We start from the raw sequence: 25,484 nt of genomic DNA, 5'->3' as shown, positions 1-25,484 counted from the left end.
GCAACTACCGGAGAAAAATAATGAAACGCCTACTTTACATCACGTTCTTGACCATAGCGTTGAGCGTAATCGCCACAACTGCACGAGCACAGGGCGCAATCCGCGTCGCCGTTGGCACATCATTTAATCAACTCGATCCAGCCTTAACAACAATAGGCGATGAGTATGTTTATGTGCATCTGGTCTTCAATGGCTTGACCCGCATTGATCACAGTCTGAGCGTGAAGCCTGACCTTGCTGAAAGCTGGACCGTGTCAGAAGATCTAAAAAAGTGGACCTTCAAACTCAAGCCAAATGTTAAGTTTCATCATGGCCGTACGCTAGACGCGGACGACGTTGTCGCCACCATTAACCGTATTCTCGATCCAAAAACCGGATCGCGTGCGCGGTCTAATTTGGACATGATTGAGTCGGTTAATGCAATCGACCCGTTAACTGTGAGTTTCACACTTAAACTCTCTTACGCTGGCTTTGCCGATATTTTTGCTGATCGGCAACTCAGAATTATCCCAAAAGACCAGATCGCAAGCCTATCGACCCAACCAATCGGCACGGGTCCGTTTGTTTTTAAATCCTGGGCGCCTGGCGATCGCATGGAGTTGACTAAAAACGCTCATTACTTTGAAACGAATTTGCCCAAGTTAAGCGCAGTAACCATCAGGGTGATTCCTGAAGCCGCCGCGCGTATTGCAGCGCTCGAGTCAGGTGCAATCGATATCGTCTGGAACTTACCCTACGAATCAGTTGAGAAACTTAAAAAAAATCCGCTGGTTCGCGTTGATAGCGTATCGACGGCTACTTGGGATGGCATTATTATCAACAACGAACGTCCACCTTTTAACGACGTGCGTGTACGTCGCGCACTCGCCCTGACCATTGATAAGGAAGCGCTCGTCGAACTTGCATTATTTGGCCAAGGCGCACCCACGCATAGTCCGATTCCTCCAAGCCATCCCTACTTCAATAAAAACATCGGCTTTAAGAGCCCAGATATTGCTGCAGCCAAAAAGTTACTAACAGAAGCAGGCTACCCCAATGGCTTTGACGTTTCATTGCCTGTGCCACTAGAGCGTGAGCAGCGCGTTCGCTTGGGCGTTGCAGTCAGAGATATGGCTCGCGCTGCCGGCATTCGTATCAACGTCGAACGGGTTCCGTTCGCTTCATACGCAGCCAATGTATCGGGAAAGGCGCAAATCTACATCGATGGCTATTTTGCCCGACCAACAATCGACGCGGCACTTTACCCATTTTTTCATTCTGCGGGTAGTTGGAATCGTCAACTTTGGCGTTTTAAAGACGAACGCGCGGATAAAATTTTGGACGATGCCCGCAAAACTACCGACGAAGCCAGCCGCAAGGTCTTGTTTGAACAGTTTCAAACTATTGTCAACGACTCAGTACCTGGGGTCATTGCCTACTCAGCTGCGCACGTGAACGGTGTACGAAAGAGCGTTGAGAACTTCAAGTCGACTCCGATGCAGTGGCTGGAACTCAAAGATGTCAATTTAAGCAAATAGGTTACAGGCCAAGCGAGATGGGTTCTTATATTTTTCGACGACTGCTCGCAGTGTTGGGTGTCTTGCTTGCGGTATCTGTGTTGGTATTTGCGATTTCATCGCTCTTGCCTGCAAACGTCGCCTATCTTATTCTTGGTCCGTTCGCCCCGCCCGAACAGGTACGTGTGCTTGAATTGCGCTTAGGTCTGACCGACCCGATCTGGCAGCAATATTGGCGTTGGGTGAGCGGATTTCTCTCTGGCGACCTAGGCCAATCGATGTTGATGAATCGCCCAATTGCGCCTCTTTTAGCAGAGGCTATTGGCCATTCACTCATTCTCACACTGAGCTCCTTCGTCTTAATCGCCACGATTGGTGTCACCTTGGGCATCGTCGCTGCGCTGCATCACGGCAAACCCTTAGATCACGGCGTGTCGATCATTACCTACCTCGGTGTGGCGGTGCCGGAATTTTTCTGGGCGATTGTTGTGATCATGGTCTTTGCGGGCTGGCTCGGCTGGCTTCCCTCTTCCGGTTATGAACCGCTTGCGAGTGGCTTCTGGGTTTGGGCCCAGCACCTGATCGCGCCGACCTTAACGCTTGTCTTTGCTCACTTGGCTCACGTATCAAGATTGACTCGCTCAAGCATGATCGAAATCATGCAAAGTCCTTACATTATTGCTGCGCGGGCCAAGGGACTACCAGAGCGCATCATCGTCAGGCACCACGCATTGCGTAACGCACTGCTGCCAACCATCACCGTATTAGCGTTGGATTTTGGTCGACTAATGGGTGGCATCGTTGTCGTAGAAACCGTGTTTGGCTATCCAGGGCTCGGTCGACTCATTGTCTTCTCGATCCAAAATCGAGATCTGCCCACTTTGCAGGCTGCAATCTTAGTTGTTGCCGCAATCTATGCTCTTGCTAATTTAACGGCAGACTTACTGTACGCGCGGTTAAACCCAAAGATTCGTTATGGCAGAAATGTCTCCTGACACCACCAACGTCCCCGACCTCTCAGCGCGCAGCCTGGGCCGTAAGCCTATGTCTTTACAATTAAAGATTGGTCTGCTGTTAACCCTGACGATTGTTCTGCTTGGTTTGCTTGCCCCGTGGATCGCGCCTCATCCCTGGGATACCATCTCGATCAAGTCTAGATTCTTGCCTCCGAATTCAACCTATTGGCTTGGAACAGACGAGTTTGGTCGAGATGTTTTAAGTCGAGTCCTGATGGGCACCGGGCTGTCAATCGCAATGGGGGTGAGTGCCACCCTGGTCAGTCTGGCAATCGGCATTCCAATTGGCTTAGCAGCAGGGTATTTTCAAGGACGTACCGATGAAGTCTTGATGCGCTTTGCGGACGTACTGATGGCTGTGCCACCAATTATGTTGGGCCTATTGGTACTCGCAGTCACCCCGCCTAGTCTTTGGAAAACTGCGCTCACCGTCGGGTTTGTCTATATTCCTCCGATTGCGCGTGTCACACGCAGCGTGACACTCTCTTTAGCGCATGAAGATTTTATTCAGGCAGCAAAAGCGCGCGCCGAAACAAACACTTATATTTTATTTCGCGAGCTGCTACCTAACGCCTGGCCACCCCTGATTGTTGAAGCAAGTCTGCGCGTCACTTATGCGATTCTTCTTGGCTCTGCTCTGAGTTTTCTTGGTCTTGGTGCACAGCCGCCTAGCTCAGATTGGGGGCTCATGATTTCCGAAGCCCGATCCTTTATCGATCGCGCGCCTTGGATTGCCTTAGCGCCAGGTTTGGCCATGTGTGCTCTGGTGATCGGTGTCAATCTGATCGGAGACGGTGCGCGCGAATACCTTGATCCGCGGCTCAAAGCGGGTGTTGGCAAAGCCTAGCATGCTAAACATCGACAACTTAAGCCTTCAATATCGTAGCCACTCTGGCCTAGTGCAGGCTTTATCTAACGTGTCGCTAAAGGTACGAAAAGGCTCAACTCTTGCTATTGTTGGCGAATCAGGTTCTGGGAAAAGTACGATCGCGCTCGCCGCGATGGGTTTATTACCTAATGAAGCGCAGATATCGAACGGATCGATTTTGTTTGACGGTCAAAATATCTTAATGATGACACCTGAGCAACGCCGCCACGTTCGTGGTGCTCAAATCGGGCTAGTTTTTCAAGACCCTTTTGCAGTCTTGAACCCTTCGCTAACGGTTGGCGATCAAGTCAGCGAAGGTCTCATTTATCATCTCGGTCTAAGCAAAACTCAAGCGTTAGCGCGTGCGATAGAGCTTCTGGATGAAGTGGGTATTGCTCGACCTGCGATTGTCGCCAAAGCCTATCCACATGAGCTGTCAGGAGGGATGCGACAACGCGCTTTGATCGCTGGCGCCTTGGCTGCCGAACCACAGTTTCTGATTTTAGATGAACCAACCACTGCACTAGATGTGACGATCGAAGCACAGATTCTCGATCTGCTTCAATCGCTTCAAGCTCAACGTAGCTTAACGATGTTATTCATCAGCCACAATCTTGGTGTTGTCAAACGCGTTGCCGATGAGGTTGCCGTTCTGTATGCAGGCGAAATTATTGAGCAAGGCGCAACGACCGAGGTACTTTTCGAGTCTCGACACCCCTACACAAAAGGTCTCATCGCAGCTGTTCCATCGCTGCGAAACCCAAAGATTGGCCCACTCGCTTCCATCGCAGGACGACTTCCGGACCTGAGGGTGCTTCCGACGGGTTGTCGCTTTGCTCCTCGTTGTCCGTTTGTCACTACGGGTTGCGACAGCCTTCAAACACTCACACGACTTGAACAACATCACTTAGTTCGCTGTCACGCCAGTGCAGCATTGCGACATCAACCGTGGCCGGTCAGTGCTGCGCCCACCCAGCAAGCGGGCATCACGCAGAGCTCGAAAACTATTGTTGAAGTAAAAAATTTGCAAAAGACATTCCGACAATCTACAGGAAAAATATATTTTAAAAACTTCTTGCCTAAAATAAAATATGACGAACACCACGCTGTCGACCAAGTCTCTTTAAAAATTAGGGCTGGTGAAGTTCTTGGCTTAGTCGGCGAGTCTGGCTCTGGAAAAACAACTTTAGGGCGCACCATTCTGCGGTTGCTAGAGCCCACGAGCGGTGAAATCAATATTGACGGAAAAAATATCAGTCAAACTGCGCAGTCTCAACTCACAGACATGCGAAGATGCGCACAAATTGTTTTTCAAAATCCGGATTCGTCGTTAAATCCTCGAAAAACGGTCAGACAGCTATTGACTCGACCGATCGAAAGATTTCAACTCGTCTCCCACGATAAGATTCCAGCCAGAATTCATAATTTGCTTGACTTGGTTCGTCTGCCGCATCACTATGCTGATCGTTACCCTCATCAAATGAGTGGTGGCGAAAAGCAACGTGTCAGCATAGCGTGCGCGCTTGCCACCGAACCGCGTTTTATTGTTTGTGACGAGCCTGTATCAGCGCTCGATGTCTCTGTACAGGCTGCGATCGTCAACCTCTTGAGCGATCTGCGGGAGCGCTTGCAAGTCGCCTATTTATTTATCTCCCATGATATCTCTGTCGTCGCTCACTTGGCCGATCGCATTGCTGTGATGAAAAACGGCCAGATCGTTGAGATTGGTGATACGCGAACGATCATCGAACAGCCGAGCCATCCCTATACTATTAAGCTTCTTTCGGCTGTACCCAGTCTTGAAAGGCGTTCATCCGCGTATTAAACGGAGCCATTGCTATGTCTGACGATCTTTATGCAACGCAGCTCGCAAAATTTATTGCCCGTACTCGCTACCTTGATCTCAGTCAGGCTGTCAGTCATAAAGCACTCGTTCACACATTAGATACCTTTGGTGCAGCACTGGCGGGTAGCACCTCAAACGAGGCAAAGTTAGCGCGCACTACCTTTTGCGCTGCGCAAGAGACTGGCGCATCGCTGTGCTGGGGAACTTCGCAACGCCTCTCTGCGCGCAGTGCTGCGCTTGTCAACGGAATCGCCGCACACGCTTTCGAGCTTGATGACACCGGAGGTTGTGATCACTCGGGGGCGGTGGTATTGCCGGCATTGATGGCCTTAATACCGACACTTAAGCGCCAAGTCACTGGCAAAGAACTTTTGACGGCGATCACGGTCGGCTACGATGTTGGGCGCCGAGTGCTCGAGTCGTTTGGTGGCTATCGGCCGCATAACGAAGCTGGCTGGCACTCAACCGGTACCTGCGGTGTGTTTGGCGCAGCGGCTGCCGCGGCCAATCTGTTACAACTTACAACTGAACAAACAATATCTTGCCTGGGCTTAGCGGGTAGTTTTTCGAGCGGCCTCTGGGGTTTCGTGCACGATGGCACGATGGCAAAAAAAGTTCATGCCGGTCGCGCTGCAGAGGGCGGCGTGCTTGCCGCACTTTTAGCCCGAGGTGGCATGACTGGCCCCCGAAAGGTGTTCGAAGATGTATGGGGAGGATTCTTCAATACCTACGGCCGTGAAGCCATCGACCGACACGCTTTAGTTCAAGCGCTCGGTCAAGACTGGAGGATGATGAACTGTGCGATCAAGCCATATGCCTCGTGTCGCGATACACATGCGGCCATCGATGCCATTGATCGCTTAGTCAGAGCACACCAGATTTCGCCTCAGGAGGTAAAAGAGATTCATATTCGTCTCAATACTTTTCTAGCTGGTATGGTGGGTGGGCGTGATGTTTCAACCCTACCTGCAGCGCAAATGAGCTTGCCATACGCCGTGTCAGCCCGTCTCTGTCTGGGTCAGGCAAGTCTTCAATCCTACTCTGATGAGAATCGTCAATCCGAGCAGCTACGAGCAATGATCGACCGAGTGATCATTGATATTGATGACTCTGTTCAGGCCAGTTTTAGCAGCGACGTATCGATCGTGACGACCGATCATAGAATACTGAAGGAGTCAACCAGTGTTGCATTAGGCGCTCCGACAAACCCCTTAACTCAAGACGCCTTAATAGAAAAATTTATGGTGCTTGCGCGTTATGCCCTGTCAGATGAACAGTCGTTACGTCTAGCTGTCACACTGCAGAATCTCGATACTCTAGAAGACTCTGCCCATTTACTGCGACTACTCGAGCCAACCGCCGATAATATTTAACCTGGATAATCGCTGTGGCAATAATTAGCCCAGTCACTCATCAGCATTTTTTGTTTGTCCAAATTTTCGCCATGCTGATAGGCGGCTTCAGCCTGATGAACAATTGAGTGAGAGAGTGCTTGCTCGATAACCTCTCTCTTTTGATCAGTTGTTTCACCCGCCCAGTCTCTAAACGATGCGCGAAACCCGCTGACGGTCAGACTAGTATGGCCAAGTGTGCCTTGAAGAAAAGCCATCATCGCAGCGTTAGATAATGGTTGAGGGACGCGGACTTGATCTTTTCGCCTGCTGCGACCGTTAAAGACATAAGGTGATCCATCGATACGGGTGAGTGATTTCAGCAAGTCAATTGCTTGCGGCGATAGCGGTACACGATGCTCTTTCTCTTTTTTTATTCTGTCTTCAGGAATGACCCAAAGCTCTTTCTCAAAATCAAACTCACTCCACTTTGCCTCAATGACTTCGCTGGTTATGGTCGCAGTCAAAATGCAAAATATGAGTGCTTGCGCTGACAAGATCGGATTCGTTCCGATAGTCTTAAAAAGCGCGGGCACTTCTATATATGGCATTGTCGGGTGATGCTTTACTCTTCTCCGTTTGCTGATAGTTGGCAGTAGCACTTGTAGCTTACCTTTCCATCTAGCGGGATTCTCGCCTGAGCTATGCCCCATCACGCTAGCCCAGTCCATTACGTTTACCGCAGCTTGTCCCAGTACATATATTGCTCCGAAGAAATGAATCGACATAACAGGATTTATTGTTGATATTTAATGGATCTAAGCAGCTATTGCATTGATTGATCGCTTGATCATCTATATTGCTGGATGATGGTGAATACCAGTGATTTTGATCAGGGTTTAGGCTTTCACTGTTTATGCTTTGACATTGGAATGTTTGGGATGCTACAGGCTGGTTTTCTGTGCTGGTATTGGTGCTATTCCCTTCGCCGCAGGAAAGCAGAAACGGAAAAATGAGTAATAGCGAAACGCTCTTTAATATTGAGATACCCTGTCCCCTTGTAAAACTATTATATGCCTTGGTAACTTTAAAAAAGGCAGCGAGTGTATTGTTAGCCTTGATGCGATATTTTGTAGGGCTCTTATAAGCTAGTTCACCCGTTGCAATAAATATTGCAGCATCAACAGTAAGCCACAAGAGAGAAGTGGGTGTGTCTGTAGTAACCGACCAAGTTAATGCACCTGTCGTAACGGGTTTCGACGTTCCCAAAAACTGAACTGCGGCTTTACAATACTATCCATTTACCTAGTATGTCTTAAACGCTTTTAAGCTGACTGAACATATGCATCAGGGAAGTTTACGTATCGGCTGAGTTGGCAAAAAACAGTTGTTATGAAAAGCACTTTTAGGTTAAAAGGAATATAGAAAAAGTATTAGAAAGAGATAGAAAACTTGGTTGGCTAGAATTAAGGAGACAAGTTGTGCAAGGCAAATCAACACTTAAAAAATACGATGTGGTTGTTGTGGGTTGTGGCGTTGCAGGTTTGAGCGCGGCAGTCGCTGCAGCAGAAGCGGGTGCCAAAGTCGCATTGTTAGAGCGGTCGACTTACGAAGAGCGTGGGGGAAACACCCGCTATACGGAAGCAACGCTACGAATGAAAAACGAACAAGAAGTGTCTCCCGATTTTGAAACACTTCTGGTTGAAAATAGTGGCTATTACATTCAGCCCGATTTTCAGGCAGCAACGGTTTTAGATTATGAAAACTGGCCGGCTTTAGTTCGCGCACTTCCCTTTACAGACCCTGATTTGATCTCTTGGTTTGTTGACTCAGTCCCAGAAGTGATTGCTTGGCTCAAACAGCGCGGCATTCAATTTGGAAGCACAGGTTTTTATGGTTTGATCCCTCGACCTTCGCCACGGATTGCAATTGTTGGAGGTGGTTTGCAACTCGTTGAAACGCTGACACCGTTTGCAGAAAAACTTGGTGTCGACTTTTTTTATCAGCATACAGCCAGAGATCTTTTGCAGTCTGATTCTGGCGCGATCAGCGGACTGGTCGCGACTAAGCTCGACAACGAGCCAGTTACGTTTGAGAGTCACTCCGTGATTTTGGCGAGCGGCGGATTTCAAGGTAATCCGGAAATGGTTGTTCGTTATATCGGAGCGAAAGGTCGTTTTCTCAGACCGATATCCAGAGGTGGTTACTACAATAAAGGCGAAGGTATTGAAATGGGTTTGCGAGTCGGTGCTGCGCCGTCAGGTGATTTCGCCGAATATCACGGTCAGCCCATTGATCCTCGATCAAGCGGTTCTGAGCCCTTGGTGATGGTTTACCCATATGGGGTTTTAGTTAACCGTCAAGGGCTTCGGTTTTTAGATGAAGCGCCAGGTCCGATCGACTCGAATTACGAAGAAGCTGTAAGAATAGTTGCTGAGCAAAAAAAGGGTATTGCTTTCTGCATACTCGATGACAAGATTAACGATATCAAAAATTGGCGCCGTACGGTGCGCACGGATCAACCACCCGAAACAGCGCCAGATATCAAGACGCTTGGTGAGCGCCTTGGGTTTGATGGTGCTGCTGCACAGAAGACTGTTGACGAATACAACCGTTGTTGCCGCGAGGGTATTTTCAATCCTGAAACCATGGATGGCTTGTCCACGGTCGGTTTGACGCCACCTAAATCAAACTATGCGGTGCCAATAGATAACCCGCCGTACCATGCCTATCCGATTACTTCAGCCAATACGTTTACCTTTGGTGGTCTTAAAATCAATACAAATGCTCAGGTCGTATCTCAGGCTGGTAGCGTTTTGTCTGGTCTGTACGCTGCGGGTGAGACTGCGGGCATCTATTACGGACGTTATCCGGGCGCAACATCCGTATTGCGCGGGGCAGTATTTGGTCGCCGTGCTGGAGAGCACGCAGCAAAGGCGCTTAAGGGTTAAGTTTTTTCATTTGTACGCATTCACTTTATCAGAATAAAAATCAGGAGCATTCCCATATGAAAACTGTACTTACTTTGAAATGGTTATCTGCAAGCGTTTGTTGTTTGCTTGCTTTCGCAGCGCAGGCTCAGAACTATCCTCAAAATCCGATCAAGATCATCGTTCCTTACAGCGCCGGTGGTCCAACGGATGTTGCGGCTAGAATTTTTGCTGAACGACTTGCTGGAAAAATTGGGCAACCAGTGATTGTTCAAAATTTATTGGGTGGTGGTGGTTCAGTTGGCACGGAAGCTGCAGCGCGCGCGAATCCAGATGGTTACACCTTTTATTTTGGTGCCAACTCGATGGCCATTTTTCCCTTTGTTAAATCAGCGGATACCACTTCCACTTTTAAAGCGAGCGATTTTGTTGCAATTGGCGGTATCGCGACGTCAGCCCATGTTTTATTAGCCTCCAAAAACTCAGGAATCACTTCAGTGAGTGACTTGGTAAAGAAAGCTAAAACTGGGGCCGAGGCAGTGTCTTATGGTTCTGCTGGTGCCGGCGGCTCGACGCATTTACCTTTAGCTTTTTTTGAGAAAGACGCGGGAATTAAACTGTTGCATGTCCCTTATAAAGGCGCTGCCCCGGCTTTTTTAGATTTGCTCGCGAGCCGTATTGACTTGTCGACTCCAGGATATTCGGCAGCCTTAAACGAGCCGATACAGAGCGGTAAAGTGACAGCACTTGCTGTGACGTCTAACAAACGCTTACCTTTTTTACCAAATGTACCAACCTGGGCTGAGCAGGGCTACCCCACCATGGTTTTCCCTATTTGGTATGCGCTATTTGGACCTAAAGGCACCCCTCAGTTCGTTATCGATCGTTTGAGTAAGGAGATGAAAGCGATGTCTGAAGAGCCAGACTACACCAAAAAACTAGCCGCGCAAGGCAACGTTGCTGAGTTTGTTCCACCGAAAGAGTTAGATCAGTTACTTGTTCGGCAAACGCTTGAGATGGGTCAACGTATCAAGGCTATTAATTTACAGTTTTAATCGGTCATACCCTGGAGTGCATATGTCTGTTGCTTTACACGCTTTAGGTGACTTTGTTGCCGCTACGCAATGGGATCACGCAAAGCCTGGGCAGCAACAGACGGTTGATCAAAGTATTCGGGCGTCTTTGCTTTGTTGCTTGCTTGGTATCGAGCGAGAGAGATCGACTTGGCCTTACTTTTTTAATAAAGAGGGCTTGAGTTTAGGTCAGCAAAATACCACTCGGATGCTTGGTGAAATCTTCACACCCTTGGATGGGATCGGATGTTTAGCCACTTTGGCTGGCGCTGCTGATCTGGATCCTATGGATCCGGGCCCGTCCCATACCCCTCTGCCTGCAACATTGGCTGCGTGTTTTACAGCAAAAATGCTCAACGCCGATGATCCTGAGAAATCAATCGATCAGGAGCAAATTGGAGGCGGTGTATTAGCGGGAATTGAGGCGGCATGGAGAATTCGACGTGCGATCACAGGCGCCCGTCCTGGTTTAGGGTTTCACAGTCCTGGTGTGTTTGGAACGGTTGCTGCCGCTGCGGCGGCTTCGCGCGTGTTGGGTTTGAATGCTCTGCAGTGTAGCCAGGCGATGGCGCTAGCCTTAACCCGAGCGTCGGGATTAGCTTCAAATAGCGCCGCGTCCATGGTGGGTATGACGCATTTTGGTTGGGGTACATTTCATGGAGTCGAATCAGCCTTACTCGCAGCAAATGGCTGGTCGGCCTCGAGTGATCTGTTTCGTGCACTATCAACGTTATTCGGAGAGGGAAAGGTTGATCTTGAACGTATGCAATTAGAAGACGGTCATTTCGATGCCGCTAATAGTCTCGTTTTTAAGCACTATCCTTGCAACATCTATACGAATCTTGTGGTGCAAATGCTCACTACTGTGAGCACCTCACCTGTCGATAAGATTCATGTCATGATGCCGTGGATTCCGCATTTAGATTGTCCAGCACCCAAAGATATGAGACAGGCAAGAAATAGTTTACAGGCAGTCGCAGCGATAGCAGGTGCTGGAGGGACTTCTTATAGTGCCTTTTCTAGTCCTGATGGTGCCTGGCAGCCTTCACTTGCAGTATCCCGGTTACTTCCTAATGTGGTTCTGGAAATGGACAAAGAGGCTCCCACCAAACTGAATGAGGCAAAGATATCCGTACGCGCCTGGCGCTCTGGAAGTTTAGTGTTGGATGCACATGGCTCGATGCAGGATTTAAAAGGATGGGGACGTGTTCACGCTGAAAGTCTCTTGGCAGGTTTGGAACAACAAGAGGGGCTCGAAGCCTTGTACGATCAAACTTATTCGAAGGGATACGCTTACCTTAAAAAGCGTATTTCATTTTTTCAAACAAAATAAATTTGCTTAATTGGTTGCCTCCTGCCTTCGTTGTGTAAAGCGCATTATGTGCACGGATACACTCGGTCTATAGCTCGTCAAAAAATGGAAGACCGATGAAAATCTCAATACGTTCCTTGTGTGCTTTTTTGCTGTTTGGTCTGTTGGTCGCTTGCAGTAATGCGCCTATTGTGCGAAGTGATTACGATCCACGGGCTGATTTTTCTGCTTATCGTTCTTTTGCCTTTATGGAGCCCTTGGGCACTGATCGAGCGGGCTACACGACCTTGTTGACCGAGCGACTCAAGCGTGCGGTGGCGCTGCAGATGGAGTCGCGAGGGTATATTTATCAAGAAAAAAATCCTGATGTATGGATTAATTTTCAATCACAAGTGCAGAGTAAAACCGAATACGTTCCACCTCCGCCCATGATGTGGGGCGTTGGGTACGGCTTTGGTTTTTATGGCGGATGGCCCGGCTATGCTTTTGGACCCGATGTGATCCAGTACAGCGAGGGCACGCTCAAGGTGGACCTTATCGATGCCAGACGCAAGCAAATGGTGTGGGAGGGCATCGGTACAACGCTCTTGGGTAATGCTCAGCAAACGGCTTCTGAGGCCATGGTCGAGAACATCGTGTCCTCGATCTTCACGCGCTACCCATTCCTAGCGGGCTCGGGAGTCGTTCAGAAGCGTAAATAGTGCGCCGTTCAGCATGTAAAAGATGAGTTAGCGAGCCTCATGCACTCTAGCGATGAGGCCCGCTCGTTCAAGTGCCGACACTATTTCAGTGAAATGTTGTTGGCTTTGCCGACCTCTTGCCATTTTTTGTTGTCAGCGCGGACAAAGTTTGCAAATTGCTCCGGTGAATCTCCGACAGGTTGCGCACCAAGTTCAAGCATTTTCTGTTGCATCTCGGGCGTTTTTAAAATCGCAACGATATGTTTGTTCAAACCATCAACGAGTGGCTTTGGCGTGCCACCAGGCGCAAACAAGCCAAACCAGGCCGACATGTCATAGCCAGGAACGCCTGCTTCAGCCAAGGTTGGAATCTCAGGCGCGGCAGGCCAACGCGTCGTGGTGGTGACGGCTAGTGCACGTACCTTACCTGCTTTAATCAAGGCCATTGATGAGGGCAGGTTGTCAAAACCGATTTGTACTTGTCCACCCATCAGATCAGTCAGCATGGGCGCGCCGCCTTTGTACGGGATATGCGTGATTTCAATCTTAGAGAGTTGCTTGAGAAGCTCTCCACTCATATGCGGTGAGCCGCCGTGGCTGGTGGAGCCAAAGTTGATTGTCCCGGGCTTTGCTTTGGCCAGGGCAATCAGTTCTTTGATATCTTTAGCTGGAAAATTGGGGCTTGCTAACAGAACATTAGGCGTGCTGGCGACAAGCGTGACGGGGACGAAATCTTTGGTCGGGTCGTAGGGAGGAGGTGATTGAAGCGCCGTAATAATGCCGTGTGAGGCGATGGTGCCCATCACGAGTGTGCGGCCGTCGGGGGCAGCCTTAGAGACTTGTTGTGAGCCGATGACGCCACCTGCGCCGGCTCTGTTTTCAATGACAACGGTCATTCCCGTGCGCTGTTGAAGACCCGGTGCAAGATTACGCGCCAACAGGTCAGTCGTGCCTCCGGGTGGATAGGGCACGACGATACGTAGCGTTTTGTCCGTGCCTTGTGCGCCAGCGATGGCAGACCAAGCGAGGAGCGTGCCGAGAGCAATGCCCTTGAGGGTTGTACGACGTGTTGAAGCGCGGTGCGGATGATTCATGGTGTCTCCTATTTATTGTGAAGTTTGGTTTGTCTCGACTTTTAGGTGATGAGTTCTGGAGCCTTTAGAAATATTTTTAAATGCTCGGGTACCTCGATTTCAAAGCCCAGCACGGCAGCTGAAAGAGCTTTGCCATAGTTGTCCAGACAGAGACTTCTGGAGACGCCGCCGCCGAGTGCGCCCTGACAGACAAAGTTCATCGCATGAATATTGTCAACGTCATAGCGTGTTACGGTGCCGGTAATCGCACCACTGTAAAATTTTTTGAAACGCTCTTCGGTGAGTTGTTCTTTGAGCAGGGGGTACAGCTCAGGTGCATAAGCAAAGACGGCAATATTTGAAGTGTTGCCTTTGTCGCCTGAGCGCGTGTGCGCAACATGTTGTAGTTTGACTTTCATGGCTTAGCTCTCAATATAGGTAACAGACGCTGGGACTTTTTCGCGTGGTACGAGGGAGGACCAGACGCCGATCACTTCTCGCGTGCGATCCTGATGCGGGACGCGTTTGCCGGTATGCGCGATGCCAGAGACCGCCATGCCATCGATCTCGCGTCCAACTTTGGCTGCTTCCTCTTTAGTTTTTGTACGTGCGGCGACACGTACGGCAATTTCATAGGGTTCGGGGGCGTCCGCTGGCGTGGCTGCGCCGTGAATGGCATTGAGACCTAGAAAGTCGATACGAAGATCTTCGGCTTGTAGCTTGACGATTTTGAAACGTTCTTCGAGGACTTTTTTAGCGATCTGGGCGCGGCGCAGTGCACCTGGGCCTGCATAAAAAAACATGTCTTCACCGATATGCCCTTCGGTGCAGCCAAGCGATACTTTGAGCGTGGGGGTGCGTGGCTTGCCGCCGATGTGGCTCACGCGGATGCGATCGGCGCCGACTTGCTCGAGTTTGACCGTCGTGAAATCGACCACGACATCGGGCGTGAGGTAGTTGGCGGGGTCGTGGACTTCGTATAGGAGTTGCTCTTTGACGGTCTGCAACGTGACGGCACCGCCTGTACCAGCGACTTTGGTGATGATGGCGCTGCCGTCTCGGCTCACGATTGCGATGGGAAAGCCGAATTTCCAAGGCTCAGGGACGTCTTTAAAGCCGGGGTCCATAAAATAACCGCCGGTGACTTGTGCGCCGCACTCCATCAGGTGGCCGATGCCTGTCCCTTGGCCAAGTTTGACGTGATCTAAGGGGTCCCAGCCAAACTCGAACATCATGGGCGCCATAAAGATAGACGGATCCGCGACGCGTCCTGTGATGACGATTTGAGCGCCAGCTTTCAGCGCCTCGACGATAGGTTCCGCACCTAGATAAGCCTCAGCGGAGATCAGGGTGGACTTAAGCGTGGAGGTTTTTTCACCTGTTTCCATAATCGTGTCGGTCATTTCCAAGACATGCTCGGTGATGAGGCTGCCGTTGACCGAGGCGATTTTCACACCCCTGTAACCTAACTCTTGTAAAAGTTCTGCAATGCGTCGTGCCGCAGCGTCTGGATTGATCCATCCCTGATTGGTGATGATTTTGGTGCCGCGTTTCATGCAGGCGGGGAGGACGGCCTTCATGCGGTCATCGAGATAGGTGTCGTAGCCCGGAAAAGACTTGTCGCGTCTGGCTCTGACTTGTGCGGCAGAGACGGTGGCCTCGGCCATGGTTTCAAAGCATAGGTAGTCGAGATCGCCTTGTTCTGCGTTTTGGGCAGCAGGTTCAACGCGATCCCCCCACCATGCAGCACCTGAGCCGATGCGAATGGTTTCTTTCATTATTTCGCTCCTTTTAGTTATTTTGAATGTTTATCTATGAATCATTGACGTAAAAGGCACTGACGTCAATACATACTGCCCACCCACACACATATTTGGTGTGGTCTTCAGGTGTTAAGGAATATTTTCATGCTCTACTACGACCAATTATGATTACTGTCGTTATTGCTTCGTATCGCTACGGGCACCTCGCTGCACATTGCATCGAATCTCTGTTGTCTCAAACAAGTCCCCCTTCAAGAATTTTATTTGTGGATGATGGCGGGATGGATTGCGCCCATCTTCCTGGCTTGTATCCAGATATTGAATACACCCTCAGGCCTAAAAATTTAGGTACGGTCAATAATTTTCAAGATATGCTCTCCCGTGTCGAGTCTCAGTATGTGCTCTTTATTGGAGCGGATAATTGGCTCAGGTCTGATTCAATCGAGCTCTTGTCTACCGCAACAACAGATATCGTGACCTATGACATCGTGGTGACCGGTGAGCTCAAAGAAGAAATCTTGACGCGCGTGCCTGGCGAGACGCGTCCACATTTGGGTGATTTGTATTGGGATCGTCAAGCGCAGCACCACGGTTCGATGATGTATCGCACGGATTTTGGTCAACGTGTGGGATACCAGAGGAGGTTCGAGCATATTGGTCATCCTCAAGAGGATTGGAATCTCTGGGACAAAATGCTGGAGCAGGGTGCGACGGTTGCGAGTTTAAAAGAAGGCCTGTTGTTTTACAGAAGACATCGAGAAAACTTTTTGAAATACGGCGAGCAAATTGATTCGCCGGTTGTGGAAATGTCTGCTTGAAAATTTGAGTGCTGTTGAAATGGTTTTTAAATGCAAATGAGGCTGCTATCCTTTTGGGATGCAGCCTCATTTTTGTTAATTGATTAAGAGGTGATCAACAGCATTGATGCGTCGTTTAGTCTACGCTTGCACCCGAACTTTTGACGATTTTCTGCCAGTTAGCTAAATCGTCTTTGATCAGTGTGGCGAACTGTTGAGGTGTGCTCTCAAGCGCCTCACAGCCTTGCTTGAGTAAACGCTCTTGGACGTCTTTGTCAGCCAAAGCTGTCTTGATGGCGGCGTTGAGCTTGTTGACGATGGCCTCCGGTGTGCCAGCAGGCGCCAAAATGCCGTACCAAGGTGTTGAGCCAAAGCCAGGAATCGTTTCGCTAATAGAAGGCACGTCAGGCAGCGCACCGATGCGTTTTTCGTTGGTCACAGCCAAGGCTTTGATTTTTCCGGATTTAATTAAGCCTAGGGAGGAGGGCGCACTTTGTACTGAGACGGGAACGATTCCGCCTGCCACATCTGCTGCTGCTGCAGATGCAGTTTTGTAGGGCACATGTTGTATGTTGAGGCCGATCTGCTGTTTGAACATTTCCATAATCAGATGATTGAGCGTGCCATTTCCTGCTGAGGCATAGTTGTACTTGCCTGGGTTGGCTTTGATTTGAGCAATCAGTTCATTGACATTGTTGGCTGGAAAGGTGGCATTGGCGACGAGCACATAACCTGCGCTGGCCACGAGGCCAACCGGCGTGAAGTCTTTGATGGGATCAAAGCCTGTGGTTTTATAAAGCCAGGGGTTGATGACCTGTGCGCCGTTGGTCGTGAGCATCAATGTGTAGCCATCTGGTTTAGCTTTTGCCGCTGCAGCGGTGCCGATGTTGCCACCCGCACCCGTCCGGTTTTCAACAATAAATTGCTGGCCGAGAACCTCGCTGAGCTTGGCGGAAATAATGCGGGCAATGGTGTCGTTGGCGCCACCTGCGCCTTGGGGCACGATCACGTTTACGGGTCGCGTTGGGTAATTTGCTTGGGCTGAGGCTGTGCCATGCGCCAGGGCGATGAGGGCAGCACCTGCGACGAGGGCACGAGTCATGGTCGAAATAATGCGCATGTCAATCTCCGATATTTTTGTTAGAGGTTCGTTTATACCGTAAGCACCTTACTTTGGTCATTTTTTTGTACTAAAAAGAAAGTAGATCTTTACGCCTTACCTCAAGGATGGAAAGAGTAACGTGATATCAAAAAATGAATCATTAATGAGTCATAAGCGTTCGTTGTGATACATTAATGAGTCAAAAAACAAATAGCGACTTAGTCTACATAGCATGGTCAAGCCTGTCGATAGACCTTATTCCCAACACAGTCAGGATGCTTTGCAATTGTTAGGACAGTTGATCCGCGAAGGGCGAATCGCTCGCGCGTTGACCACGACCGATCTAGCGTTACGAGCGGGGATCTCTCGTGCATTATTACAGCGGATTGAGCGTGGGGATCCCGGGTGCTCTGTGGGCGCGATATTCGAAGTGGCCGTGCTGTGTGGCGTTCCTCTGTTTGAGCCCAACTCTAGGCTCCTCGCGACGACCTTAGCCAGGCACTCTGAAAAAATGACGTTGTTGCCAAAAGCGGTTCGCTACCGTTTGAAGGAACCCAACGATGACTTCTGAACAGGTGCGGGAATGGTCGGATATCAGTAGTTTCATTTAAAAATCTTTGAAGTTAAATTTTCATATTAAAATTTGAACGTTATGTTCACCCTCCTCCCACTCAAACGCCTCGCTATGCATCTCCTCGCGGTGATGTTGCTGGCCGTTTCTGCGCCTACGATTTCCAAAGTGATCGTGATGCATGGGGCACAGTCTACATTGATGGAGATTTGTACGACCGAGGGTGTTCAACGTATTAGCCTCACGGACGCGGGCCTAAGTGTGCAGGACTCTTCAGATGGGCAGTATGTCCATGCTGAGGACTGTCCGTATTGTCATCTTCAGCTCAATCCATTTACCTCACCTTCGACGCCGACTTTTTTGAGCGTTGATGTCCTTGCATTTTTCCCCACGCTTTTTTATCAAGCACCTAAGGCTCAGTTTGTCTGGGCACCTCAGCTCGCTCGCGCTCCGCCTGTCCTCTCCTAATTTCTAAATCCAGAGAGCCTCTCGCCTATGGGCGCGAGGTGCTGCACTGATTTATTTGGAGAAGTCATGAGCCGAGTCCATCTCTTTCGCCGTGCATTGTTGGTCAGTGTTGCAACGCTGCCCTTTGCGATGGAAGTACACGCCCACACCTATAAAGCCGATGGTTTAAGAGTCGATCATCCCTACGCGACACGAACACCGTCTGGTGAAAAAAATAGTGCTGTGTATTTCCGTTCTATTGATAACGTTGGAAAAACTGCCGATGAGCTTATTGGTGCCCGAGCCGATATCGCCGAGCGAGTCGATATTCGGCTTACACAGCTTGGTGCTTCTGCCGCAGAGGATCTGCTCGTCAAGGAGGTGAGCTTACCCAGTGGTCAAGGCCCTTCATTTAGGCACAATGCGCCAAATGGTTATTACTTGTTGTTGGTCAATCTTAACGCGCCATTAAAAAACGGCGATCGCTTTCCGATCTGGCTGATGTTTCGTCACGCAGGGGAAAAGAAAGTCATGGTCTGGGTACAGACACCTAGAGGCTCACAAGCGCCTCAGCACGATCACAAACATTAAGGAATAAAGATGAAAACCTATTTAGCTTTAGTTGGAACATCGCTGTTGGTTGCATGTTCGACCGTCCCTTCACAACAGGCTGCCACTCAGCCCGTTGAGTTGCGTTTTCTCGCAGAGGTCAACGGACAGGCGTTTGAATGCGGTCAATCCTATAAAAATATTGGCACGACACGCTCAACGATGACGCCCAACGATTTCCGGATGTTTGTCAGTCAAGTTCATTTGATGACGGCAGAGGGAAAGGCTGTCCCAGTGCAGTTGGTTCAAGACAGTACTTGGCAGTTAGAGGGTATTGCTTTGCTGGACTTTGAGAATGGTCAGGGCCCATGCGTAAATGGTACGCCTCCCATGAATACGGTTGTCCGTGGCATCGCGCCTGTAGGACAATATACCGGTGTCAAATTTACTGTGGGAGTACCTTTTGAGCGTAACCATGGTGACCCCACGGTTGCGCCTGCGCCTTTGAGTTCGACAGCCATGTTCTGGACGTGGCAAGCAGGGTACAAGTTCATTAAGTTTGATGCGTCGACTTCAGGTCGTCCCTTACATACGGCGCAGTCAGCGGCGCATGGGAGTGCCAGTGCATCTGGTTTTTCGGTGCATTTAGGGAGCACGCTGTGTGCTTCTCCAGCTCGGACGCAAGCCCCATCCGCCTGTCAGAATCCTAACCGGATTGACGTGACACTGATTGACTTTGATTTAAAGAAAAATCAGGTGGTGGTGGATATGGGGAGAGTATTGGCCCGCTCTAATGTAGATGTGAATGCACCCAAGACTTCGCCGGGCTGCATGAGCTTTCCAAAGGATGCGGATTGTCCGCTTATCATGAATGCGCTGGGTCTGCCCTACGATGGAAAGGCACCCTCGAGTCCTCAGCAGTTCATCATTAAACGGTAAGCCGATGAAGTTGCGTTTGCTACGCCTGGCCGTGGTGTCCTTTTGGAGCATCATGGCAAGTGCCGCACAGCTTGATGTTGCGGCGCAGACTTATCAGTGGGACATTCCTGCTTGGGTACCCGTGCCTGTCGTGCCAGACGACAATCCTATGTCGGATAAAAAAGTCGAATTAGGTCGTCATCTTTTTTACGACAAACGCTTATCGGCTGATCAAACGATGTCGTGTGCGACCTGTCATCACCAAGACAAGGCGTTTACGGATGGTCGTCGGTTTGCAAAAGGGATTAGCGGTCAGCAGGCGATTCGCAATGCAATGTCACTGACAAATGTTGCGTATCTGCCTGTGTTGACATGGTCCAATCCTCTTTTGACTTCAATGGAAGCCCAGGTGTTGATCCCGCTTTTTGGTGAGCACCCGGTTGAAATGGGCATGGCGGGGAAGGAAGCAATTTTGTTTGAGCGTTTGAAAACAGAGCCGGTCTATCAGCGTTTATTTCGTGACGCTTTTCCCAAAGAGGCGCAAGGCGGTGAGACTCAGCTGTATTCCCTTTCAACGGTCACAAAGGCACTCGCGAGTTTTCAACGCAGACTGTTGTCCTTTGATAGTCCCTATGATCGGTTTCGCTATGGTGGCGATCAGGCCGCATTGAGTCCGCAGGCTAAGCGTGGGGAGGCTTTATTTTTCGGTGAAAAAATGGAGTGCTATCACTGCCATGGTGGTTTGAACTTTACCGATAATATAAAGCACGCACGCCTGCCATTTCCGGAGCTTGGCTTTCACAATACGGGTCTCTATAACGTAGATAGAAAAGGCGCGTATCCTTTAGGTCAGACGGGGATCGAAGAGTTCACAGGAGCAGTCTCGGATATGGGCAAGTTTCGCACACCGACTCTGCGAAATATTGCTAAAACTGCGCCCTATATGCACGATGGTTCTGTGCCGGACCTGGCGACAGTGATTCGCGCGCATTATGCGCGTGCGGGTCGTGCCGGTGGAGAGCCTTCGGGTCCTAACCCGAAGCGCAGTGAATTATTACTGGGGTTTCAGGTGAACGAACAAGAGGTGCAAGACCTGATCGCGTTTTTGCATGCCCTCACGGATGAGAGTTTTTTGAAGGATGAGCGATTAAGCGATCCGTGGAAGCGGTGAGGCTTGAACGACATTTTTCCAGCCCCAGACTGTGATTCCGTCGCGTTCGAAGTTGTTTGTTCCACCATACAGTATGGTCGAGTCGAAGGACTCTGTGCCTGCGAGTGATTGCCACTTTTTAAGACTCTGAGCTCAGTCTGAAGCGTAGGTGCTGCATCACGTTGAGTCTTTTACAAATCCAAGTTTCAACTTTAGATTTGTAAAATATAGGGAAAAATTGATTCAGATGCTTGATTTAAATGGTTTTTCTAAAACCCAAATCCCGCGCCTGCACCAAACAATGTCGCAATACCGAGGATGGCAAAGATCGCCGCCGCAATGGAATGGACCAGTTTCATCGGGATCTTGTTGGCTAATTTATCCCCGAGAAAGACCGCGGGGACGTCCGCAATCAACATGCCGAGCGTGGTGCCGATCACCACTATCAGGGGGGCGGCATAATGGGCGGCCATAGCAACCGTTGCGATCTGTGTTTTGTCGCCCATTTCGGCGAGAAAAAAGGTGATGAGTGTGGCACCAAAGACGCCAAACTTTTGCGCGACTTTGGTTTCTTCATCCTCGATTTTGTCGGGAATCATGGTCCAGATTGCCATGCCGATAAAGGAAATGCCCAACACCCAGCGCAGTATTTCGGGCGTCACGGCTGAGGTGATCCAGGCACCGAGGGCACCTGCCAAGCCATGATTGATTAGAGTCGCCACCAGGATGCCGAGAATGATGGGTACGGGTTTTTTAAAACGGGCGGCGAGAATGAACGCTAAGAGCTGCGTTTTATCGCCGATTTCGGCGAGTGCGACAACGCCTGTTGAGACAAGGAGGGATTCCATGGAGGTCTGGGCTGGTGATTGGCGCAGCCGCGAGTGGCGAAAGAAGTGATCTTAACAGGGTGAGATATCAGCCTAAAAAATACGCAGCAGCCTTTGCGTAAAGCGGAATCCCAATAATTAAATTAAACGGAAACGTCAGCCCTAGCGACAAGCCAAAATATAGACTTGGATTGGCTTCAGGCACGGCGTAGCGCAACACGGCTGGCACAGCAATATAGGAAGCACTTGCCGCGAGTACCATCAGCAGCGTGGCGTTACCGGGTGATAGGTTGAGCAGTAACGCCAGACCGAGCGCAATCGAGGCATGCAGCAGAGGCCCGAGCACGGCGTAGAGAATCAGTACGGGTGAGATACTTTTAAACTGAGGCAAGTTGCGTGCGGTCATCAATCCCATGTCAAGCAAGAAAAATGCCAACATGCCTTTAAACAAATCGCCGGAGAAGGGCTGCATGGCGGTTTGTCCCGCCTCGCCGGTCATCAGGCCGACCACCATGGCACCCAGCAAAAGAAGTTGCGCGCCATCCGTAAAAGATTCGTGCAAAATTTTCCCAATCGGAATGGATTTTTGCTGACGTAAGGAGTTGGCAAGGGTGACGGCCAAAATAATAGCGGGCGACTCCATAAGCGCCATGGCTGCAGCCATGTGACCGCCATATGCGATTTCCTGATTTTCTAAAAACTGAATGGCGGTGACAAAGGTGACTGCACTGACAGAGCCGTAAGTGGCTGCAATAGCCGCTGCATCAAAACCTGAAATAAAGCGTTTGAGTATCCAGTAGCCCATAGCAGGAACAAGGATAGCCAACAGAATCGCAGCAGCCAAACTCGTTGCCACTTCGGTAGTGAGTCCAGACTGCGCAAGCGCAAAGCCGCCCTTGAGGCCAAGCGCCATCAAAAGGTAAAGCGATAAAAATCGCGAGATGGCGGGTGGGATTTCTAAATTAGAGCGGACAAAACCGGCGAGGACGCCGAAGATGAAAAAGAGAATGGCGGGATCGAGAAGATTTTGCATGAATGTCCTTTCATGCAATCGTAGTTTGAGAGTGAATACATTGTAAAATCGATTTTGATGTATCTATATATAGATAAAAATCTATGAATATCACTTTTCGGCAGTTAAAACTTTTTCTTGCATTATCTGAGTCAGGTAGCGTGAGCGCGGCAGCACGGGTCATGCACGTCACACAACCGACGGCATCTATGCAGCTTAAAGAGGTGACCCAAGCGATTGGCGTGCCTCTCTATGAGGTGATCTCAAAAAAAATACATCTCACGGATGTTGGGCGTGAACTTGCGCTCGCCGCACGGGAGATGGTGCAAACATGGGCTGCCTTTGAGCAGGGAGTCGATGGTATCAAGGGGCTTGCGCGGGGCAAACTCAGGGTTGCGGTGGTGAGTACAGCTAAATACTTTATGCCGCGTCTCATCGGGACTTTTTGCAAAAAGTATCCAGAAATTGATGTGTCGCTTGAGATCTTGAATCGTGATGGCGTGGTGCAACGTATGCGAGACAATCTTGATGATCTCTACATCATGTCGCAACCACCCATTGGTCTGGACCTCAGTGATGAAATATTCATGGCGAATCCGCTCGTTCTTGTAGTGGCAACACGTTCGCCGTTAGTGAAAACAAGCGGAGTGAGTCTCGCAAGCCTGGCTGAGCAGCGATTTATTCTCAGGGAAAAAGGGTCGGGTACAAGAATGGGGGTTGATCAGTTTTTTAAGAAACACAAATTTCGACCTGACATCAGAATGGAGCTTGGGAGTAACGAAGCGGTCAAAGAGGCCGTGGCGGGAGGGCTTGGTATCGGTATCGTTTCTCGCCATGCCTTACACGGTCATCAAAAAGAACATGGCGTGGCCGTTGTCGATGTCAAGGGTTTCCCCATTCAATCTAATTGGCATATCGTGCACCCCGCAACTAAGCGGTTATCGCCGGTTGCCACCGCTTTCAAGCTTCATATGCGCAAAGAATTGGATCGTCACAAATGAGTGTTTCCAGGCTATGGCTGTTCGCGATGACGATCCTCTTAGCGATTTTCTCTAATGCTGCAAAGGCTGAAGTTTACGTGGAACCGAACAAGCGTGGCACACTGATTATTGTTGGTGGGGGGGACACGCCATATACGATTCAAAAACGTTTTATCGAGCTTGCAGGTGGGGCAGTAAAGGCGAGGATCGCTATTTTCCAGATGGCCTCAACAGGGGATGACGAAGAGGCAGAGGAGGTCCTTGCAGAATTTAAATTGTTAGGTGCGGAATCCGTGATTCTCAACTTTGATCGTAAGCAAGCCGAGTCTGAAGCAATGGATGTATTACTTTCAGGTTTTACGGGATATTGGTTTCTGGGTGGAGATCAAAATCTACTAGTGGCTTCTTTACTAGGAACGCGTGCCCTTAGGAGGATTGAGTATCGTTATGAGCGAGGCGCTGTCGTGGGCGGTACCTCTGCAGGCGCATCCGTCATGACAGCAACGATGTTGACTGGAGAGCGAAGAGCGGCCACTGGCAGGATCAACGAAGAACCAAACGCCGTCGCCATGCGAAGCACAGAAGTCGCATTTGGATTTGGCCTGTTACCAGGCGCGATTGTGGATCAGCACTTTAGTAGACGTTCGAGAGACAATCGTTTGGTCAGTGCAGTGTTGGATCATCCTCAATTACTCGGTGTGGGGATTGACGAGGAGACTGCTTTGATCGTGCGTCCGGACGGTCGTTGGGAAGTTTTAGGAAATGGGCATGTGAAAATATATGATGCCAGACGTGCCTATATCGTCAATCAGGATGAGGATGCTGTGGGTGCTTCCGGTATTAGAATGCATGTCCTGCCGCGCGGTTCGCGTTTCGATCCTAGGTTGGGAAGGATGGGATCGTGGCGCAATTAGTTTGTTGTATGACTCTTTCAGCTGAGGGAGCGGAGACGTTTATATGATTTATCTACATAAAATTTTGCCATACGCGATATCACCACTCGTATTGATTATTGTAGTTGTGGCGTTTGGTATTTTTAAAAATAAAAAAAAATATAGCCTCATGGGCTTAGTACTTTTATATCTCTCAAGTACCTTTATCGTTGCAGATTTTTTATTTGAAAAAATTGAAGGTAAAGAGCTTAAGTATTTCGCTAAAGATGCAAAACTAGCGGATGGAATCGTTGTGTTGAGCGGAATGATGGTTCGGGTAGGTAGTGTTGCTGGTCCAGTTCCTGAGTGGGATGATGCGGATCGATTTTTCGCAGGGATTGATTTGTATCAGGCGGGTAAAGCACCTAGGTTGATTTTTACAGGAGGCGCTTTACCCTGGGAAAAAGGCTCTCAAAACGAAGGTGTGATTCTAAAGACCTTTGCGCAAAGAATGGGTGTGCCCGAAGCCAGTATCACCGTATCGAGAGAAGCTCAAAATACGGAACAGGAGGCTCAAGCAGTGTGGGATTTATTTGTGTCTCAGGTTTCTCAAGCCTCTCACGTACCTCATGCACCCAAAATTTTGCTCGTCACCTCCGCATTCCATATGCCTCGCGCTCAACGGTTATTTGAGCGTCAGGGGTTTGAGGTCGAGGCGTTTCCGGTGGATTTTAAAGTCGGAGCTAGGGTCGTGACGCCGATGGATTTCTTTCCCGATCCGCGTGCATTGCGTATGACGGATGTATTGGTGCGTGAACTGCTTGGACGATTTTATTATCAAATTAAAACGATGGTTAGCAACGCCTAGGCG

25 protein-coding genes are annotated in these 25,484 nt (G+C 49.7%); 18 read left to right on the top strand and 7 right to left on the bottom strand.

The window, feature by feature from the left end; all coding sequences use genetic code 11:
• The first annotated feature begins 20 nt into the window (after positions 1–20).
• Genes AC8GE9_RS14920 through AC8GE9_RS14900 form a run of 5 tightly spaced genes read left to right on the top strand, consistent with a single transcriptional unit; the run spans position 21 to position 6,599 of the window.
• Complete coding sequence (locus AC8GE9_RS14920) at positions 21–1,517, top strand: ABC transporter substrate-binding protein (RefSeq protein ID WP_506677947.1); 1,497 nt, start codon at positions 21–23, stop codon at positions 1,515–1,517.
• A 17-nt stretch (positions 1,518–1,534) separates the two neighbouring features.
• Positions 1,535–2,491, top strand: a complete 957-nt coding sequence (locus tag AC8GE9_RS14915) for an ABC transporter permease (RefSeq protein ID WP_506677946.1) — start codon at positions 1,535–1,537, stop codon at positions 2,489–2,491.
• Positions 2,472–3,359 carry an ABC transporter permease gene (locus tag AC8GE9_RS14910; RefSeq protein ID WP_506677945.1) on the top strand — a complete coding sequence of 296 codons (888 nt, stop codon included), beginning with the start codon at positions 2,472–2,474 and terminating at the stop codon, positions 3,357–3,359. Before AC8GE9_RS14915 ends, AC8GE9_RS14910 begins: the two co-directional genes overlap by 20 nt.
• Entirely contained in the window at positions 3,307–5,205 is a 1,899-nt protein-coding gene (locus tag AC8GE9_RS14905; RefSeq protein WP_506677944.1) for a dipeptide ABC transporter ATP-binding protein, read from the top strand. The genes AC8GE9_RS14910 and AC8GE9_RS14905 overlap by 53 nt, the downstream gene beginning before the upstream one ends.
• Before the next feature lie 14 nt (positions 5,206–5,219).
• Positions 5,220–6,599 (top strand): MmgE/PrpD family protein, encoded by a 1,380-nt coding sequence (locus tag AC8GE9_RS14900; protein WP_506677943.1) that lies wholly within the window; start codon positions 5,220–5,222, stop codon positions 6,597–6,599.
• On the opposite strand, the gene AC8GE9_RS14895 is transcribed toward AC8GE9_RS14900, so the two are convergent.
• Positions 6,596–7,345 (bottom strand): tyrosine-type recombinase/integrase, encoded by a 750-nt coding sequence (locus tag AC8GE9_RS14895; RefSeq protein ID WP_506677942.1) that lies wholly within the window; start codon positions 7,343–7,345, stop codon positions 6,596–6,598. The genes AC8GE9_RS14900 and AC8GE9_RS14895 overlap by 4 nt on opposite strands.
• A 693-nt stretch (positions 7,346–8,038) precedes the next feature.
• Between AC8GE9_RS14895 and AC8GE9_RS14890 the strand changes: the two genes are divergently transcribed.
• From AC8GE9_RS14890 to AC8GE9_RS14875, 4 genes are all read left to right on the top strand, one after another.
• The gene (locus AC8GE9_RS14890) at positions 8,039–9,508 is read left to right on the top strand and encodes an FAD-dependent oxidoreductase (RefSeq protein ID WP_506677941.1); all 1,470 of its coding nucleotides are present in this window, start codon (positions 8,039–8,041) and stop codon (positions 9,506–9,508) included.
• 56 nt (positions 9,509–9,564) lie between these two features.
• Complete coding sequence (locus AC8GE9_RS14885; RefSeq protein WP_506677940.1) at positions 9,565–10,542, top strand: Bug family tripartite tricarboxylate transporter substrate binding protein; 978 nt, start codon at positions 9,565–9,567, stop codon at positions 10,540–10,542.
• Between the two features lie 22 nt (positions 10,543–10,564).
• Positions 10,565–11,893 (top strand): MmgE/PrpD family protein, encoded by a 1,329-nt coding sequence (locus AC8GE9_RS14880; RefSeq protein WP_506677939.1) that lies wholly within the window; start codon positions 10,565–10,567, stop codon positions 11,891–11,893.
• 95 nt (positions 11,894–11,988) lie between these two features.
• On the top strand, positions 11,989–12,573 hold the full coding sequence (locus tag AC8GE9_RS14875; protein ID WP_506677938.1) for a DUF4136 domain-containing protein: 585 nt from the start codon (positions 11,989–11,991) through the stop codon (positions 12,571–12,573).
• An 80-nt stretch (positions 12,574–12,653) separates the two neighbouring features.
• Here the strand turns inward: AC8GE9_RS14875 and AC8GE9_RS14870 are convergent, their stop codons facing one another.
• The 3 genes from AC8GE9_RS14870 to AC8GE9_RS14860 are packed head-to-tail and all read right to left on the bottom strand — an operon-like array spanning position 12,654 to position 15,403.
• Complete coding sequence (locus tag AC8GE9_RS14870; protein WP_506677937.1) at positions 12,654–13,646, bottom strand: Bug family tripartite tricarboxylate transporter substrate binding protein; 993 nt, start codon at positions 13,644–13,646, stop codon at positions 12,654–12,656.
• Positions 13,647–13,687: 41 nt separating this feature from the next.
• The gene (locus AC8GE9_RS14865) at positions 13,688–14,044 is read right to left on the bottom strand and encodes an AtuA-related protein (protein WP_506677936.1); all 357 of its coding nucleotides are present in this window, start codon (positions 14,042–14,044) and stop codon (positions 13,688–13,690) included.
• A 3-nt stretch (positions 14,045–14,047) separates the two neighbouring features.
• Positions 14,048–15,403 (bottom strand): acyclic terpene utilization AtuA family protein, encoded by a 1,356-nt coding sequence (locus tag AC8GE9_RS14860; RefSeq protein ID WP_506677935.1) that lies wholly within the window; start codon positions 15,401–15,403, stop codon positions 14,048–14,050.
• 149 nt (positions 15,404–15,552) lie between these two features.
• On the opposite strand from AC8GE9_RS14860, the gene AC8GE9_RS14855 reads away from it, so the two are divergent.
• On the top strand, positions 15,553–16,206 hold the full coding sequence (locus tag AC8GE9_RS14855) for a glycosyltransferase family 2 protein (RefSeq protein WP_506677934.1): 654 nt from the start codon (positions 15,553–15,555) through the stop codon (positions 16,204–16,206).
• 115 nt (positions 16,207–16,321) lie between these two features.
• Here AC8GE9_RS14855 and AC8GE9_RS14850 read toward each other — a convergent pair whose 3' ends face one another.
• Positions 16,322–17,305 (bottom strand): Bug family tripartite tricarboxylate transporter substrate binding protein, encoded by a 984-nt coding sequence (locus AC8GE9_RS14850; protein WP_506677933.1) that lies wholly within the window; start codon positions 17,303–17,305, stop codon positions 16,322–16,324.
• 214 nt (positions 17,306–17,519) lie between these two features.
• Between AC8GE9_RS14850 and AC8GE9_RS14845 the strand changes: the two genes are divergently transcribed.
• The 5 genes from AC8GE9_RS14845 (at position 17,520) to AC8GE9_RS14825 (ending at position 20,943) form a co-directional block, all read left to right on the top strand.
• The gene (locus tag AC8GE9_RS14845) at positions 17,520–17,858 is read left to right on the top strand and encodes a helix-turn-helix transcriptional regulator (RefSeq protein ID WP_506677932.1); all 339 of its coding nucleotides are present in this window, start codon (positions 17,520–17,522) and stop codon (positions 17,856–17,858) included.
• Positions 17,859–17,939: 81 nt separating this feature from the next.
• On the top strand, positions 17,940–18,326 hold the full coding sequence (locus AC8GE9_RS14840) for a DUF2946 domain-containing protein (RefSeq protein WP_506677931.1): 387 nt from the start codon (positions 17,940–17,942) through the stop codon (positions 18,324–18,326).
• A gap of 66 nt (positions 18,327–18,392) precedes the next feature.
• Complete coding sequence (locus tag AC8GE9_RS14835; RefSeq protein ID WP_506677930.1) at positions 18,393–18,896, top strand: copper chaperone PCu(A)C; 504 nt, start codon at positions 18,393–18,395, stop codon at positions 18,894–18,896.
• 9 nt (positions 18,897–18,905) lie between these two features.
• The gene (locus AC8GE9_RS14830) at positions 18,906–19,793 is read left to right on the top strand and encodes an MbnP family copper-binding protein (protein WP_506677929.1); all 888 of its coding nucleotides are present in this window, start codon (positions 18,906–18,908) and stop codon (positions 19,791–19,793) included.
• A 4-nt stretch (positions 19,794–19,797) separates the two neighbouring features.
• On the top strand, positions 19,798–20,943 hold the full coding sequence (locus AC8GE9_RS14825) for an MbnH family di-heme enzyme (RefSeq protein WP_506677928.1): 1,146 nt from the start codon (positions 19,798–19,800) through the stop codon (positions 20,941–20,943).
• A gap of 248 nt (positions 20,944–21,191) precedes the next feature.
• On the opposite strand, the gene AC8GE9_RS14820 is transcribed toward AC8GE9_RS14825, so the two are convergent.
• Complete coding sequence (locus tag AC8GE9_RS14820; RefSeq protein WP_506677927.1) at positions 21,192–21,770, bottom strand: TMEM165/GDT1 family protein; 579 nt, start codon at positions 21,768–21,770, stop codon at positions 21,192–21,194.
• A gap of 67 nt (positions 21,771–21,837) precedes the next feature.
• Positions 21,838–22,782 carry a sodium-dependent bicarbonate transport family permease gene (locus AC8GE9_RS14815; protein WP_506677926.1) on the bottom strand — a complete coding sequence of 315 codons (945 nt, stop codon included), beginning with the start codon at positions 22,780–22,782 and terminating at the stop codon, positions 21,838–21,840.
• Between the two features lie 83 nt (positions 22,783–22,865).
• On the opposite strand from AC8GE9_RS14815, the gene AC8GE9_RS14810 reads away from it, so the two are divergent.
• Genes AC8GE9_RS14810 through AC8GE9_RS14800 form a run of 3 tightly spaced genes read left to right on the top strand, consistent with a single transcriptional unit; the run spans position 22,866 to position 25,481 of the window.
• Positions 22,866–23,762: a LysR family transcriptional regulator gene (locus AC8GE9_RS14810; RefSeq protein WP_506677925.1), complete on the top strand. Its 897-nt coding sequence runs from the start codon at positions 22,866–22,868 to the stop codon at positions 23,760–23,762.
• Positions 23,759–24,655 carry a cyanophycinase gene (locus AC8GE9_RS14805; RefSeq protein ID WP_506677924.1) on the top strand — a complete coding sequence of 299 codons (897 nt, stop codon included), beginning with the start codon at positions 23,759–23,761 and terminating at the stop codon, positions 24,653–24,655. The genes AC8GE9_RS14810 and AC8GE9_RS14805 overlap by 4 nt, the downstream gene beginning before the upstream one ends.
• Before the next feature lie 43 nt (positions 24,656–24,698).
• Positions 24,699–25,481: a YdcF family protein gene (locus AC8GE9_RS14800; RefSeq protein ID WP_506677923.1), complete on the top strand. Its 783-nt coding sequence runs from the start codon at positions 24,699–24,701 to the stop codon at positions 25,479–25,481.
• Positions 25,482–25,484: the final 3 nt, after the last annotated feature.

The organism is Zwartia lucis (assembly GCF_965234455.1).
Taxonomy (GTDB): domain Bacteria; phylum Pseudomonadota; class Gammaproteobacteria; order Burkholderiales; family Burkholderiaceae_B; genus Zwartia; species Zwartia lucis.
Note: the sequence above shows the minus strand (reverse complement) of the source record. Positions and strands in the feature narration are given on the sequence as shown.